This is a genomic window from Rhodococcus sp. NBC_00294 (assembly GCF_036163995.1).
Lineage (GTDB): Bacteria > Actinomycetota > Actinomycetes > Mycobacteriales > Mycobacteriaceae > Rhodococcoides.
This window is the reverse complement of sequence record NZ_CP108043.1, coordinates 887,583-901,577: the sequence shown is the minus strand read 5'-3', so window position 1 is coordinate 901,577 and position 13,995 is coordinate 887,583. Positions and strand designations below refer to the sequence as shown.

The 13,995-nt window shown below is 69.9% G+C and carries 17 protein-coding genes; 8 read left to right on the top strand and 9 right to left on the bottom strand.

Translation table 11 applies throughout. The features are described 5' to 3' along the window. From OHB23_RS04280 to OHB23_RS04265, 4 genes are read right to left on the bottom strand one after another with little or no spacing between them, the layout of a single operon-like run. Positions 1 to 507, bottom strand: a complete 507-nt coding sequence (locus tag OHB23_RS04280; RefSeq protein WP_056440779.1) for a copper resistance CopC family protein — start codon at positions 505 to 507, stop codon at positions 1 to 3. After that, positions 504 to 1,169 (bottom strand): YcnI family copper-binding membrane protein, encoded by a 666-nt coding sequence (locus tag OHB23_RS04275; protein ID WP_027505893.1) that lies wholly within the window; start codon positions 1,167 to 1,169, stop codon positions 504 to 506. The genes OHB23_RS04280 and OHB23_RS04275 overlap by 4 nt, the downstream gene beginning before the upstream one ends. A gap of 16 nt (positions 1,170 to 1,185) precedes the next feature. Further along, the gene (locus tag OHB23_RS04270) at positions 1,186 to 1,683 is read right to left on the bottom strand and encodes a hypothetical protein (protein WP_222632535.1); all 498 of its coding nucleotides are present in this window, start codon (positions 1,681 to 1,683) and stop codon (positions 1,186 to 1,188) included. A 57-nt stretch (positions 1,684 to 1,740) separates the two neighbouring features. Continuing rightward, positions 1,741 to 2,379 (bottom strand): DUF6474 family protein, encoded by a 639-nt coding sequence (locus tag OHB23_RS04265; protein WP_027505892.1) that lies wholly within the window; start codon positions 2,377 to 2,379, stop codon positions 1,741 to 1,743. Between the two features lie 152 nt (positions 2,380 to 2,531). Here OHB23_RS04265 and OHB23_RS04260 point away from each other — a divergent pair, with 152 nt between their 5' ends. Continuing rightward, positions 2,532 to 4,163, top strand: coding sequence for a TM0106 family RecB-like putative nuclease (locus OHB23_RS04260; RefSeq protein WP_328810950.1), 1,632 nt, complete (start codon positions 2,532 to 2,534; stop codon positions 4,161 to 4,163). 115 nt (positions 4,164 to 4,278) lie between these two features. Here OHB23_RS04260 and OHB23_RS04255 read toward each other — a convergent pair whose 3' ends face one another. Further along, positions 4,279 to 5,046 (bottom strand): SDR family NAD(P)-dependent oxidoreductase, encoded by a 768-nt coding sequence (locus OHB23_RS04255; protein WP_222629296.1) that lies wholly within the window; start codon positions 5,044 to 5,046, stop codon positions 4,279 to 4,281. 84 nt (positions 5,047 to 5,130) lie between these two features. Between OHB23_RS04255 and OHB23_RS04250 the strand changes: the two genes are divergently transcribed. Then, a complete protein-coding gene (locus tag OHB23_RS04250) occupies positions 5,131 to 5,625 on the top strand; it encodes a nucleoside deaminase (RefSeq protein WP_222641335.1) in 495 nt (164 codons plus the stop codon). Here the strand turns inward: OHB23_RS04250 and OHB23_RS04245 are convergent. From OHB23_RS04245 to OHB23_RS04235, 3 genes are all read right to left on the bottom strand, one after another. Beyond that, positions 5,567 to 6,265, bottom strand: coding sequence for a TMEM165/GDT1 family protein (locus tag OHB23_RS04245; protein ID WP_056440761.1), 699 nt, complete (start codon positions 6,263 to 6,265; stop codon positions 5,567 to 5,569). The genes OHB23_RS04250 and OHB23_RS04245 overlap by 59 nt on opposite strands. A 317-nt stretch (positions 6,266 to 6,582) precedes the next feature. Then, positions 6,583 to 7,116: a hypothetical protein gene (locus tag OHB23_RS04240; RefSeq protein ID WP_027507330.1), complete on the bottom strand. Its 534-nt coding sequence runs from the start codon at positions 7,114 to 7,116 to the stop codon at positions 6,583 to 6,585. Positions 7,117 to 7,322: 206 nt separating this feature from the next. Next, a complete protein-coding gene (locus OHB23_RS04235; protein WP_027507329.1) occupies positions 7,323 to 7,946 on the bottom strand; it encodes a superoxide dismutase in 624 nt (207 codons plus the stop codon). Between the two features lie 201 nt (positions 7,947 to 8,147). On the opposite strand from OHB23_RS04235, the gene OHB23_RS04230 reads away from it, so the two are divergent. Then, positions 8,148 to 9,338, top strand: a complete 1,191-nt coding sequence (locus tag OHB23_RS04230; RefSeq protein WP_328810949.1) for an acyltransferase family protein — start codon at positions 8,148 to 8,150, stop codon at positions 9,336 to 9,338. On the opposite strand, the gene OHB23_RS04225 is transcribed toward OHB23_RS04230, so the two are convergent. Further along, positions 9,326 to 10,252, bottom strand: coding sequence for an LLM class F420-dependent oxidoreductase (locus OHB23_RS04225; protein WP_328810948.1), 927 nt, complete (start codon positions 10,250 to 10,252; stop codon positions 9,326 to 9,328). The genes OHB23_RS04230 and OHB23_RS04225 overlap by 13 nt on opposite strands. A gap of 176 nt (positions 10,253 to 10,428) precedes the next feature. Here OHB23_RS04225 and OHB23_RS04220 point away from each other — a divergent pair, with 176 nt between their 5' ends. From OHB23_RS04220 to OHB23_RS04200, 5 genes are read left to right on the top strand one after another with little or no spacing between them, the layout of a single operon-like run. Further along, positions 10,429 to 10,881 (top strand): hypothetical protein, encoded by a 453-nt coding sequence (locus OHB23_RS04220; RefSeq protein WP_328810947.1) that lies wholly within the window; start codon positions 10,429 to 10,431, stop codon positions 10,879 to 10,881. Positions 10,882 to 10,924: 43 nt separating this feature from the next. Next, complete coding sequence (locus OHB23_RS04215) at positions 10,925 to 11,266, top strand: rhodanese-like domain-containing protein (protein WP_204869490.1); 342 nt, start codon at positions 10,925 to 10,927, stop codon at positions 11,264 to 11,266. Between the two features lie 4 nt (positions 11,267 to 11,270). Then, positions 11,271 to 12,290 (top strand): DUF4328 domain-containing protein, encoded by a 1,020-nt coding sequence (locus tag OHB23_RS04210; RefSeq protein WP_328810946.1) that lies wholly within the window; start codon positions 11,271 to 11,273, stop codon positions 12,288 to 12,290. Then, entirely contained in the window at positions 12,287 to 13,069 is a 783-nt protein-coding gene (locus OHB23_RS04205; RefSeq protein WP_027507324.1) for a glycerophosphodiester phosphodiesterase family protein, read from the top strand. The genes OHB23_RS04210 and OHB23_RS04205 overlap by 4 nt, the downstream gene beginning before the upstream one ends. Before the next feature lie 11 nt (positions 13,070 to 13,080). Next, entirely contained in the window at positions 13,081 to 13,992 is a 912-nt protein-coding gene (locus OHB23_RS04200) for a DUF5926 family protein (RefSeq protein WP_027507323.1), read from the top strand. Positions 13,993 to 13,995 lie beyond the last annotated feature (3 nt).

The window sequence follows — 13,995 nt, the reverse complement described above, 5'->3', positions numbered from 1 at the left end:
TCAGTTCTTCTTCCGCAGAGCGAACGCGAGACCGCCGAGGAACACCACCGCGGCGGCGACCAGGAACGGCCAGAGCGGCACACCGCCCCCCGACTCGGTCGAGGACGCGCCGGCGTCGGCCGCGGGACCGGGGGTCCCGGTGCCGGCCGTCGTCAGCTCGAATGTCCGCGTACCGCTCACGGGGTGGCCGTCGGCGGACGTGACGCGGAACGCGATGGTGTACGTGCCCGTCGGCCCGAGCTCTCGGAGGTCCACCGCGACGGTGGAACCCGACACCCGCGGGTCACCGTCGGACCAGAGGTTGCCGTCGGGACCGACGACGGTCAGCGAGGCGAACTGCGACTGCACGGCCTCGTTGAACGTCACCGTCGCCTCCGCCGGACCCTGATCGACGGAACTCTCGTTCTCGGGGGAGCTGGACACCACCACCGAGTGCGCGGACGCCGTCGAGGTGCCGAGCAGCAGCGCCGCGGCGAGGGCGAGCAGCAGAGCGAGGAACCGGCTCACGAGCGTCGACTCCGCACCGTGGCGCCGATCCCGAGTGCGGCACCGAGTGCTCCGAGAACCAGGCCGATCCCGCCGAGCCACCGGGCCGTGGTGTCGGACGACGACGCGGCGGCCTCGGTGGTCGAGGACGCTGACGACACCGTGGGGCTGCTGTGATGATCGCCGCTGCTCGCCGCGAGTTCCAGTGTGGGAGCCGGCAGTTCGGGCTCGGTACCGTCCTCCGGTGTCGGCTGGTCCCAGTTCACGACCTCGCCGTCACTGTAGGTCTGGCGGGCCGGGAAGGACACGCTCTCCTCCTCCGGCAGGGGGCCGGCCGAGAGCTGGAACTGCTCGAACTGTCCGGGCCCGACACCGGGGTTGCCGGGATCCGCCGTCCAGGTGACCGAGGTGGCCAGTTCGTCCGCCGAGCGTTCGACGACGGCCGTCCAGCCGGGCATGGGCTGCGTGCGGGCCGAGGTGAGGCCGGGCAGCTGGACGGTGACGGAGGTGGTGGACGCCGCCTCCGACTCGGTCGGCACCCGGAAGGTGAGAACGCCGTATCCACCCTGTGCCGCGTCCGGAGCGGACACGACGACGTGGGCGGACGCCAGTCCTGCGGAGGCGAGGAGGGCGGCGGCGGTGAGGACACTCGTGCCCAGGGCACGCGTGGAGAAGCTGGTCATGACAGATGTCTTCCGTTCAGGTGAGGGAGTACCGCGGTGTGAGTGGCTGCACGAGCACCTGCGGTGGTCCTCTCCTGGAGACGGCGGACAGAACGGGTACGGGAACGGGCCGATCGAGCGGCGCGGTGGCGGTGACGGGTCGGGGGCGACGCGGCGGCGAGAACGTGAGCTGCGGTGCGCGCAGCACCGACGTGATCGCGGCGAACAGCCGCTCCGACGAGGCGACCAGGACTGCGCCGACACCGACGGCGACGGCGTGCGCCGCGAGCATCGACGCGTCGAGCGGGTGGGCGTGTTCCGCGACGGCGGCCAGTGCTTCGTGCGCGACGACCTGTCCTCCCACGAGCCACAGGAGGATCGGGAGGGGGCCGGTCCGGGCGGTCCCGACACCGGCGGCGAGCACGCCCGCACCGATCGCGACGGCGAGCAGCAGGGAGAGAGCGGACGAGGTGGGCACGCCACCACCGCCGACACCGTGCGCGGCGACGGCGAGCGTGGCCGTGAGTGCTCCCACGGCACCACCGCGCCACACGCGCGTGCGCTCGGTCCCCATCGTCGACTCAGGCAGGGATCAGCGCACGCCGAGGCGCGCGAGGATGTCGGCCTCGATGCCGTCGAGCTCGTCGGAGATGGCGCCGTGAGCCAGCTTGCGGCGCGACGGCGGCATCTGCTCGGCGGCGTGCACCGCGGTGGTGAGCTCGGTCAGGCGCGACCGGATCGCGTCGGCAAAGGCGCCCGTCTCGGCGTCCTGGTGCGACGCGGCGACCTCGGCGACGGAGCGCTCGGCACCGACGATGCGAGCGCTGAGCTTCGCACCGTGTCCGGTGTACTGGCCGAGCTCCTTCACGTCGACGCCGATGCGGCCGGCCCGGTACTGGTCGAGCTGACCCCGCAGGAGGGTCGCCGCGCGGTACGCGATCGGCACGAGGACGGGGGCCAGGACGCGACCGATGCCGACGTACTTGCGCACCTTCGCCGCGTTGATCTTGCCTTCGCGCGCGGCCTTCTCCCGTGCGGCCAGGGTCCTGATGTGCGCCTGATCCACCTTCTGTTGGCTGGTCAGCGCCTTGGCGTCGTTCTTCGCCAGCTTCTTCAGATGCTTGCGCTCGTTCCGGGCGGTGTACTTCGCCTCGAGGCCCGCCTTGTGGCGCAGGGCCTTGGCCTCGGCCTTCCGGGTCGCACGGCGAGAACGCTTCTTGCGCAGAGCCATGGTGTACGTGCCCCTATCGTGTCCGACTACGTCGCCAGAACGCTCCGACCGGATGACCGACGAGCGCCTGAATGCCTGCCGCCAGCCTATCGGTCCGCTCCGGGTGCGCTGCATCCGCGTGAGGTGTCGGCCCGTGGATCTACGCTGCGAGAATGTCCCACGTCGTGCCGCCCCCCGCTCCGGCGTCCGGCCCCTCCGTGCTGATCGACGCGTCGTCGCTCACCCGGTGCCGCCACCGCGTGTATCTCGACACCGCCTACCGCTCTCTGCTCGTCGACACCGCGGAGGACGCGGGGGTGCAGATGCGCCGGGAGGCGGCCGCCGCGTACCGAGCCGAGATCCGGGACACCCTGGTCGCCGCGGATCCGCAGTCGTGGGTGGTGGTCTCCCCGTCGATGTCCCGCTCGATGCAGGTCCGCGCCACCCGCGCGGCGTGCGAGTCCGGTGTCGAGCGCATCTGGAACGCGACCTTCCCCGACGACGAGGACGCCGGTCGGCGTGGCCGGTGCGACATGCTGGTGCGCGATCCGGACGGCGGGTACATCCCGGTACTGGTGGTCAACCACAAGGTCACCGATCCGGGAAGCGGCGCGGTGACCACGCCGTTCACGTCGTGGGCCCCCGCTCTCGATCCCACGCGCAAGGTGCGACCGCAGTTACGGGACCAGTTGGCGGCCGTGCACGTGCATCGGCTCCTGGGCCGCATCGGTCAGGCCGGTGCGTCGGCGCGAGCCGGTGTCATCGGCTTCGGTGCCGAGGTGATGCTCGTGCACGATCTGACGGCGGTCGAGGCGGAGTACGACACGCGCTTCGGTGACCGACTGGCCATCGCGTCGGGCTCGGTCGTCACGTCGCCGTCGAAGGTGTCGGAATGTCGGTCCTGTCCGTGGTGGTCCGAGTGCGGGGAGACCCTGCGGCGCACGCGGGACGTCTCGCTGGTGGCGGCGGGGTCGCGAGCGGACGCCCTGCGGTCCGCGGGCATCGTCACCATCGACGACCTGGCGGACTGGACGGGCGGCGTGCCCGACGAGTGGCCGCACGGCGACTTCGACGAGACGGTCGTCATCGCCCGTGCATGGATCGCCGACCTGCCGCTCGTCCGGCGCCGCGACACCGTGACGGTCCAGCGGGCGGACGTCGAGGTGGACGTCGACATGGAGAGCTACCAGGAGCACGGCGCCTACATGTGGGGAACGCTCCTCGACCGGCGGGACGGTGCCGAGCCGCAGTACCGCGCCTTCGTGACGTGGGAACCGGTCCCCACGATGGACGAGGCGCGCTCGTTCGGCGAGTTCTGGTCCTGGATGCAGGGCGTGCGTGCGGACGCGCACGCGGAGGGCCTGACGTTCGCGGCCTACTGCTACTCGCGCGCCGCCGAGGACAAATGGCTGCTGGGATCCGCGCGGCGGTTCGCCGGCATGCCCGGTGTCCCCACCGAGGCCGAGGTGCGGGAGTTCATCGACGGGCCGGACTGGGTCGACATCTACATCGCGGTGTCCCAGAACTTCGTGTGTCCGTCGGGCAAGGGCCTCAAGAAGGTCGCACCGGTCGCGGGCTTCCACTGGCGGGACGACGAGGCGGGCGGCGAGGCGTCGATGGCCTGGTACCGCCGCGCGGTGGGATACGACGGAGACGTCGACGCGTCGCAACGCACGCGGTTGCTCGAGTACAACGAGGACGACGTGCAGGCCACCCGCGCGCTGCGGGTCTGGATGGACGGGGCGGCCGCGCGGGAGATTCCGACTGCGGACGAGCTCGGCGGGATTTCCTCTGTAACGAAGTGAAACGCTCGCCATCGCTACCAGTCGGGGGTTGGCAGCGACGACGAGCGTCTCGACATGTGATTCGTCCCAGTACCCGGTGTGGATGGGTGGTGACGAAAAACTTTTTTTCGAGCAGTTACCGCGGTGCCATCCGGAGTGCGCCGTCCATGCGGATGGTCTCGCCGTTGAGGTAGTCGTGCTCGACGATCATCTGTGCGAGCTGCGCGTACTCGGTGGGCTGAGCGAGTCGGGACGGGAACGGGACGCCCGCCTCGAGGCCGGCGCGGTATTCCGGGGTGACGCCGGCGAGCATCGGGGTGTCGACGATGCCGGGGGCGATGGTGTTGACGCGGATGCCCACCTGCGCGAGGTCGCGCGCCGCGGGGACGGTCATGCCGTGCACGCCGCCCTTGGACGCGGAGTAGGCGATCTGACCGATCTGGCCCTCGAACGCGGCCACCGACGCGGTGTTGATGATGACGCCGCGCTGTCCGGCCTCGTCGACGGTCGGCAGCGTCTGCATGTGATCGGCCGCCAGACGCATGACGTTGAAGGTGCCGAGCAGGTTGATGGTGATGACCGTGCGGAAGAGCTCGAGATCGTGCACGCCCTTCTTGGACAGGATGCGTCCCGCCCAGCCCACGCCGGCGCAGTTCACGACGATGCGCAGCGGGACGCCGGCCTCGCCGATCTGTGCGAGGGCGGCCCGTACCTCCTCGTCGCTGGTGACGTCGGCGGCGATGAGCGTCACGCCGTCCGGTACGGAGTCACCGGCCTTGTCGATGGACTGCTGCAGGTCGAGGCCGAAGACGGTGACGCCGTTGTCGGCGAACCGCTTCGCCGTGGCCGCGCCGAGCCCCGATGCGCCGCCGGTGACCAATGCCGCTGTTCCCGCGATCTCCACTGCCGTGTCCTCTCGTCGGACGGCCGACTCGGTTACCGGCCGCTCACTGAAACGAACCCTAGTCGGTGGGTGCAGACTCGGGACATGACGTTCCCCGGTTCGGCAGACGAGGTCCATGTCCGGCGTTGTGTCGCGCTCGCGCGCGAGGCACTCGACGCCGGTGACGAGCCGTTCGGGTCGGTGTTGGTCGACGCGGACGGTCAGGTGCTCTTCGAGGACCGCAATCGCGTGGGCGGCGGGGACTCGACGCGCCATCCCGAGTTCACGATCGTGGAGTGGGCCGTGCGGAACCTGACGGCCGACGAGCGCGCCCGGACCACGGTGTACACATCGGGGGAGCACTGCCCGATGTGTTCGGCGGCGCACGCGTGGGTGGGGCTCGGCGACATCGTCGTCGCGGTGACGAGTGCTCAGCTCACCGCGTGGCGGTCGGAGTGGGGTCTGGAGCCGGGCCCTGTCGCCGCGCTGCCCATCGGCGACGTGGCGCCGCGGATCCGGGTGCGGGGGCCCGTACCGGAGGTCAGCGCGGAGATGCGGGCACTTCATCGTCGGAATGCCGGTCTGCCGTCGGACGAGTGAGAGTCCAGCTCGTCGCCGCGATACCGAGGGCGAGGACCACGGCCGCGGCGATCAGTCCGACGGGTGTGCCGGGAAGCAGCCCCTCGAGGATCAGCCACACGCCGAAGACGAAGAACAGGGTCGCGGCACCGAGGGTGATGAGCCGCTCGGGCAGGTGCTTGCCCAGGGTCGCGCCGATGACGATGGCCAGAGCGTCGGCGGCGACCATGCCCAGCGTCGAGCCGATCCACACGCCGACCCAGTCGTTGTCGGAGGCGAGCGTGACGGTGGCCAACATCGTCTTGTCGCCGAGCTCGGCGAGGAAGAAGGCGGACGCGACGGCGATGAAGGCGGACTTCGTCACCCGGTCGGCCTTCGTTTTCTCCTCGTCGTCGAGCGAATCGCCGCGTAGCGTCCACAGGCCGAAGACCAGGAACGCGACGCCGCCGACGATGCCGATCAGGTGCGTGGGCAACGCGACACCGAGGTAGTGGCCCACGGCGACGGAGACGAGGTGGACGAGCGTCGTGGCGACCGTGATGCCGCCGATGACGACCCACCAGCGGTACTTCAGGGCGAACGTCATGGCCATCAGCTGGGATTTGTCGCCGAGTTCGGCGACGAAAATGACTCCGAAGCTGAGCAGCAGGGCGGCGAGCACGTCGAACCTCCAGGACAGGGCGCGTCGACCGACACGAGGGGAGAACCTGGCCGACGCTCGGTGCAGCGCACCGTGCGGTCATCGGGACCGGTGCGGGAAGGCCGGAGGCCGGCCGGTCGACGAAAGGTCTCGCCCACCTGCTGCCACGTGTGTGGAAGCTCGGTTCACCGAGCCGGGAGCGCCCCGGCGAACCGGTGCGCGCCAGTATGTCGACTGGATGACCGGGGGCTACTCCCCTTCGCTGATCTCCACGCTAAAGCCCTGGTCAGGCTTCTGCAACTTCGACAAACCTGTTCGGCTACCCGAAATTTGTCGTGTCATGCAGCGAGCAACATCGCGAGGACGGCCGTATCGGGATGGCTGATGGGATCGAGGCCCACACGGCTGATCATCGACGTCACGGTGCCGTCCGCCTCGGCCTCGACCCAGGCGGCGCGATGGTCCAGCCCGAGGTGCGGCAGACCCGGCAACAGCACGCACCCCGACGCGGCCCCGGCGCACTCCGGCAGCGTCGGCATCGTCTCCGACGGCGGATGCAGCATCATCAGCGCGGCCGGCTGATGCAGCGCGAAGCGCTCCGGGGTCACCGCGTGGTCCCCGATGACGGGGCCCTCGGACACCACGATGCCCACGGTCCCCTCGTGCGGGTCGTCGGGCAGTTCCTCGCGGACACAGAAGACGGTGCTGGTGTCCAGCAGGCCGGGGGTCGACGCGACCCGCACCGTGAAGGCGAGAAGCTGCGCCCATTCCTTTGTCGTGTCGGGCCACCGGCCGGAGATGACGAAGCCGCGCAGGGTTCCCGAGGCGTGGAACGGGGCCACACCGATGATGCGACGATCGGGACTGGTCATGACGTTCTCCTCGCACTGGCCGGCATCGAGCGGGACGGCCTGCGCGGAACGTGCGCGGACCATCGGCACACAACGTCGGGTAGAGGAAGAGAACACCACCATCGCGCTGGCACACAAGTGGTCACGAGTGCCAGATGTGGCCGGTGAGACGACGAATGCCGCGCCCTCGTGGGACGCGGCATTCGCGGTGCGACTGTGCGGCGGGACTACGGGAAGATGAGACCCGAGGTCTGCGACGTGGCTGCGGCGAAGCGCTGCTGCACGTCGGCCCAGTTGACGACGTTCCAGAACGCCTTCACGTAGTCGGCCTTGACGTTCTTGTACTGCAGGTAGAAGGCGTGCTCCCACATGTCGACCTGCAGCAGGGGAATGATGCCGAGCGGCACGTTCGCCTGCTGGTCGTACAGCTGGAACGTGAGGAGCTTCTTGCCCAGCGTGTCGTAGCCGAGCACTGCCCAGCCGGAGCCCTGCAGACCGTTGGCCGCGGCGGTGAACTGCGCGCGGAACTTGTCGAACGAGCCGAAGTGGTCGTCCAGTGCGGCCGCGAGCTCGCCCTCGGGCTTGTCTCCACCGTTGGGGGAGAGGTTCTTCCACCAGATGGAGTGGTTCACGTGGCCACCGAGGTGGAACGCGAGGTTCTTCTCCTGCAGGAAGATCGAGCCGTGATCGTCCTTGTCACGGGCGTCGGCCAGCTTCTCCAGTGCGGTGTTCACGCCGGCGACGTAGGTGGCGTGGTGCTTGGAGTGATGCAGCTCGTTGATCTCCCCGGAGATGTGGGGCTCGAGAGCTGCATAGTCGTAGTCGAGGTCGGGCAGTGTGTACTCGGACACGTGTTTCCCTTCTCTTGCATCTGTTGTAGCTGACTGCTGGCGTTACCCAGCCAACGTCATTCGTACACCTCGCGCAAGAGTTCGACGCAGTCGGAGTGCAGCGCAGACGCACCGATGCGGACCGTGGTCCCCTTGCCCGCGCGCAGCGATGACGTGGGCGAACTCGACCGACAGGTGAACGGAACCTTAAGATCGAGGGTGATGACCTCCTCGACGCCCGACTCGGACGGTGGGGTGGTCTCCGTCCGTACGGCGGCCGATCCGCCGCGGATCCGGTTCGGCGGAGTCGACATCCTGCGTGCGCTGGCGGTCCTGACCGTCGTGTACTCGCACATCTCGTACTTCCTGGTCGACGATCTCGGAACACCGTGGTGGCTCATCGACGTCGTCACCCTCGTGTTCGTCGAGCACGGCGGTCTGAACCACCATCTCTCGTTCGTGGGCGTCGCGTTCTTCATGATCCTCACCGGACTGGTCGCGACCGCGTCCGTCGTCCGCAACTCGCCGCGCGCCTTCCTCGTGGGGCGGGCAGCGCGGTTGCTCCCGGTGTTCTGGCTGTCGGTCCTCGCCGCGATCGTGCTGGTCCGCCTCGGGGTGAACGGGATGTTCTCGCAGACCGTGGGCATCAGCAACGCCGAGGCCGCCATGAGCTTCGTGCTCGGCGGCTTCTTCGTGCGCCCGGAGGTCGTGGTCCTCGGGGTCACCTGGACGCTCGTCGTCCAGGGGGTCTTCTACGTGTATGCGGTGTGCATGCGCCGGGTGCTCGCGTCCCGCCCCGTGCTGGTTCCGGTCGTCGGCGCGGCGGTGTGCTGGCTGATCCTGCTCTACACCGATCTGGTGCCGTACGAGTACACGATCCCCATGGTCGACAAGGTCGCGGCGACGTTGCCCACCGTCTTCCTGGGCCAGATCGTGTATCTCGCGTTCGCCCGGCTGGCGTCGTGGCGGGCCCTTCTTCTCGCGGGTCTCGCCCAGTTCGCCGTCATCCGGTACGCGACGACGGTGGACGCCTTCCACGTCGGTCAGCAGGGTCACTTGTGGACGGTGCTGGTGCTCGTCGTCGCGGTGGTGCTGGTGGCTCCCACCGACACCGCGTTCGGTCGTTCGCGCGTGATCCACTGGCTCGCGACGCGCAGCTACACGATCTACCTGGTCCACACTCTGGTGCTCTACCGCATCTACTCGCTCGTCGAGCCGCATCTCGGTGCGACCGTCGCGGTGCTCGTCTTCGCGCTGATCACCGGTGTGCTCTCGGATCTCGTGTACCGCTACGTCGAGACGCCGGCGGCACGGTGGATCGCCCGCCACTGGTCGGGGCATCCGCGGACGCCTGCCCCGACCGCGAACGAGCCGACCTCGAGTGACCCGACCTCCGGCCCTCAGGCCAGCTGACGCATCACCTCGGCGGCGACCAGCTCGATGTGGTCGAGATCGGACAGGTCCAGCACCTGCAGGTAGAACCGGGTCGATCCGAGCCCGGCGTACGTTCCGAGCTTGTCGACGATCTCGGCAGGCGTCCCTGCCGCGCCGTTCGCCCGGAGCTCCTCCACGTCCCGTCCGATCGCGGCGGCGCGGCGGGCGATCTCGTCCTCGGTGGTGCCGCAGCACAGCACCAGCGCGTTGGAGAACGTCATCGACGACGGATCACGGCCGATGTCGGAGCACGCTGCGCGCACCCGGTCGAACTGTGTCGCCGTCGCGTCGGTGTCCGCGAACGGGAGATTGAACTCCGTCGCGTGACGCGCGGCGAGTTCCGGCGTCCGCTTCTTCCCCATGCCCCCGATGATGATGGGCGGCGGACTCTGCACCGGCTTCGGCAGAGCGGGTGAGTCGGTCACGGTGAAGTGGTCGCCCTGGTACGAGAACGTCTCACCCGCGGGAGTGCCCCACAGACCGGTGACGATCGCGAGGGTCTCCTCGAAGCGATCGAAGCGCGTGCCCACCGACGGGAACGGGATCGCGTACGCCGCGTGCTCCTCGGCGTACCAGCCTGCTCCGAGCCCCAGTTCGACGCGGCCGGCGCTCATCGCGTCGACCTGCGCGACCGAGATCGCCAGGGGACCCGGGTACCGGAAGGTGGCCGAGGTGACGAGGGTGCCGAGGCGGATCGTGGAGGTCTCCCGGGCGATGCCGGCCAGGGTGATCCAGGCGTCCGTGGGTCCGGGGAGACCGTCCGTGCTCATCGCCAGGTAGTGGTCGGAGCGGAAGAAGGCGTCGTACCCGAAGTCCTCGGCGGCGCGCGCCACGCGGACCAGGTCGTCGTAGGTCGCGCCCTGCTGCGGTTCGGTGAAGATTCTGAGGTCCATGGTTCGACAGTAGAAGGGCGTGCCGGAGTCGGGGAGCGACCGTGGGTGCGACACACGCGGAGAAAACGGGATCGAGTCCCGTTTCTGTGGATGTTTCTGTGGATGATGGGGATGGTGATTGTCGATCAGCAACCTCCGTAGGAAGTCGAAGATGCCGATCGACAATACTGCTCCCCATGGACTTCACCGCCGAGGCCGAACTGTCCGCCGCGCTCGACGACCTGCACGCCGCGGAGATCGACTCCCTGGCCTCGGCGGTCGCGCCGTTTCGCGGACGCCTCACCCGGAGCCTTCTCGGCCGCGCGGGCCTGGTGGTCACCCTCTCGGCCGACGGCCTGCCGCAGGCCGTCACCCTCGCCTCGGCTCTGCTGCGAGATCTCGTCGGCGGTCGCGACCTCGTGTCGCTGTCCGTCCGCTCGGCACGAGACCACGAGTCGGTCTCCGGACTGCCGCCCACCGACGGGTGGTCGTCGGTGTCCGAGGTGGCGGCGGAGCGGGCGATCTCCCGACAGGCCGTGCTCGCGCAGATCGCGGCGGGCACCCTGCCCGCGGCGAAGGTGGGGACCACGTGGGTGGTGGCCCGCGGCGCACGACGGTTCGAGAGCGGGCGGCTCGAGAACGACTGGTGATCGACGGTGGCACCGGGGCGAGGGGCGTGACAGGATCGAGTGCGTGAGCTTCGGATCCGTACCGTCCGTGTCCGTCTCCGACGTCCCGGAGCCCGGTCCCAGCGCCGCCCTGCTCGACGTCCGTGAGGACGACGAGTGGACCGCCGGGCACGCTCCCGGCGCGCTGCACGTCCCGATGGGCGACGTCCCGTCGCGGATGGCCGACATCAGCGTGGACGGCACCCTCTACGTGGTGTGCCGCCAGGGTGGGCGTTCGGCCCGCGTCGTCGAGTACCTGCAGCACGCGGGAGTCGACGCGGTGAACGTGGACGGCGGCATGGTGGCGTGGCAGCAGGCCGGCCTCCCGGTCGTCGACGACGCCGGTCGCCCGGCCACCGTGTACTGACGCCGTGACCGCTCCTCGGCCGGTGGCCTGGTTTCAGATCTGTGCGCGCTGCACACGGCGCATCGACGTGGGGCCGTCGCCGCGGCAGTGGTGTCCCGTCTGCGACGGGGTCCTGCTCTCCCCGGTGCCGGTCGGGCAGTCGACTGCCCCGGTCGGGCAGTTGCCGATGGCCGTCCGTCGTAACTTCCGCTGGGTGGCCTCCGCGCCCGGATCCGCGCCGCGGCGCCGTGTCCGCCGGGTGCCGACCCCCACCCCCCGTTACGCGGTCATGCCCACCTGGGGTCTGCCGATCGCGCCGCGCCCGCACCCGAGTGCGCCGGAGAGCGCCACGGACCGGCTGGCCCGGCGCTCGACCTCCCTGCTCACGGCGACCGTCGCCCTGTTCGTCGCGGCGGCCGTCGCCGAGCTGGCCCGGTACGTCGTGCTGCTCGTCAGTCGCGACCGACTGATGCCCGCCGCGGTCCTCGCACTGTCGGACGCCGCCGTGTGGTGCCTGTCGTTCCTGTCCCTCGGAGTCGGTCTGGTCGCCGCGGTGGCGACGGTCGCCCGCGTGGTCCGGTTGCGCCGCAGCGCCTACGCCCGTCACGGACTCACCGATCCGCGGCGCACGCGAACCCTGTACCTCGGATCGCTGCTGCCGATCGTCACCCTGCTGTTGCCCGGGGTCTTCCTCACGGAGCTGGCTCGCACGAGCGAGCACCGGCTCCGACTCGAGCGTCTGGTGCCGTGGTGGTGGGCGGCCTGGGTCGGCAACTGGCTGCTGATCGCGGCAACTGTCGCGTGGCGCACCGTCGACGGCATCCAGGCGCAGGCGAACGGTGTGGTCCTCACCGCGATCACCGACCTGGTCGCCGCGGGGGTGGCCGCCCTCACGCTCACCGTGATCCGCCGAGCCGACGGCCGCACCGTGCGCGGCGACACCCGCACCCTCACGCGATGGACGGTCCTGCCGACCACCCCCGTGTCCGACACGACCCCGGCCCCGGAGGACACCGCACCCGACCAGCTCGCCGACGTCCGATGATCTACTCCGCACACGAGGCCACACCCCTCGTCGTCGCGCATCGAGGCTCGTCGGGAACGCGGCCGGAACACACACTGGTGGCGTACGAACAGGCGCTGCGCGAGGGGGCCGACGGCGTCGAGTGCGACGTGCGGCTCACGCGCGACGGCCGGGTGGTGTGCGTCCACGACCGACGGATCGACCGGACGTCGTCGGGAACCGGGATCGTCAGTGCCCTCACCTACGAGGCACTGTCCGGCCACGACTACGGGACAGCCGACGATCCGGCGAACGTGCTGCTGCTGAGCGACCTCATCGACATGGTCATGGCGTGGAAGGCGAAGCCCGCCAAGATCTTCATCGAGACCAAGCACCCGGTGCGCTACGGAGGCCTGATCGAGAACGCCGTGCTGGCGGAACTGCACCGCTTCGGCATCGGCCGACCCGGGTCGGCGTCCCTGTCCCGCGCCGTCGTGATGTCGTTCGCGCCCTCGGCGGTGTGGCGGGTGCGGCGATCGGCTCCGATGCTGCCGACCGTGCTGCTCGGCACCGCGTCGCGCTACATCGGCGGCGGCGCCGCGACCACGGTGGGCGCCACGGCGGTCGGGCCCTCGATCAAGACGTTGCGTGATCATCCGAACCTGGTCGATCACGCCGCGGCGGCCGGTCGAGCGACGTACTGCTGGACCGTGAACACCGAGGAGGACGTGCATCTGTGCCACGACCTCGGGGTGCGCTGGCTCGCCACCGATCATCCGGGTCGGGCGCTCGCGTGGTTGGACGACAGCATCACCCGGTAGGTTCGACGCTCGTGGGTAAGAAGAGCAAGAGAAACAGCGGACCGAAGCCCGACAGTCGACGCGCGGAGCTGCTGGAGCAGCGCAGAGCCGAGCGTGAGGCGCTGTCGTCCGCGCCGGTGCGGCCGTTCGAGGGCCTCGCCTTCGAGTGCGACATCGTGGCGATGCGCGAGTTCGTCGCCTCCGCGTCGGCATCCCTCCCGGTGACGGGAAGCGACCGTCCCTTCACTCTCGCGACCGTGCTCCCCGGTGCCGTCGCCGCACTCGTGCGTGACGACGAGCAGAAGAACGCGTTCGTCGCGATGCAGGTCCAGACCTTCTCGGAGGATCTGTCGGCCGACCTCGCCGCCTCCGTCGTGTGGGCCTCCTCGGCGACGCCCGGAACCTCGACGGCGGCGTCGAACCCGTCCGCCGAGACGCCCGCGCTCACGGAACTCGTGGACGCGACGTCCCCTCTGGACATCACCGTCCACAAGGACTTCTCGTGGTGGATCCCGGAGGGCGCGGGAGCGGACCCCGAGGTCGACGCCACCATCGAGCGCGCCAACGGTGCGATCCTCCCGTCCGCCCGCATCACGGCCGACGGTGTGTCCGCGGCCTGGTGGGTCGACGCCGGCGACAAGGCGCACATCCGCTGGGTCCGCCCCGAGGACGAGGATCAGTTGATGATCGCGCTGGCTCGCCTGCAGTCGGTGGGTGAACTGCATGTGGGGGAGGGATCGCGCTTCGCCGGCTCGTTCCGTACCCACGGCCTGCTCGTGCCCGTCTTCGATCTCGATCCCGAGGTTCATCCCGACGAATGGGCAACGGGCACAGCGGCTCTCGGCCGCAGGCTCGACGAGACGCTGGCCGACACCAGCGAGCTCACCTCTGAGCAGCGGCGCGCCCGTGACGGCCTGCGCAGCCGGCAGGTCACCCTGCGCTGACGA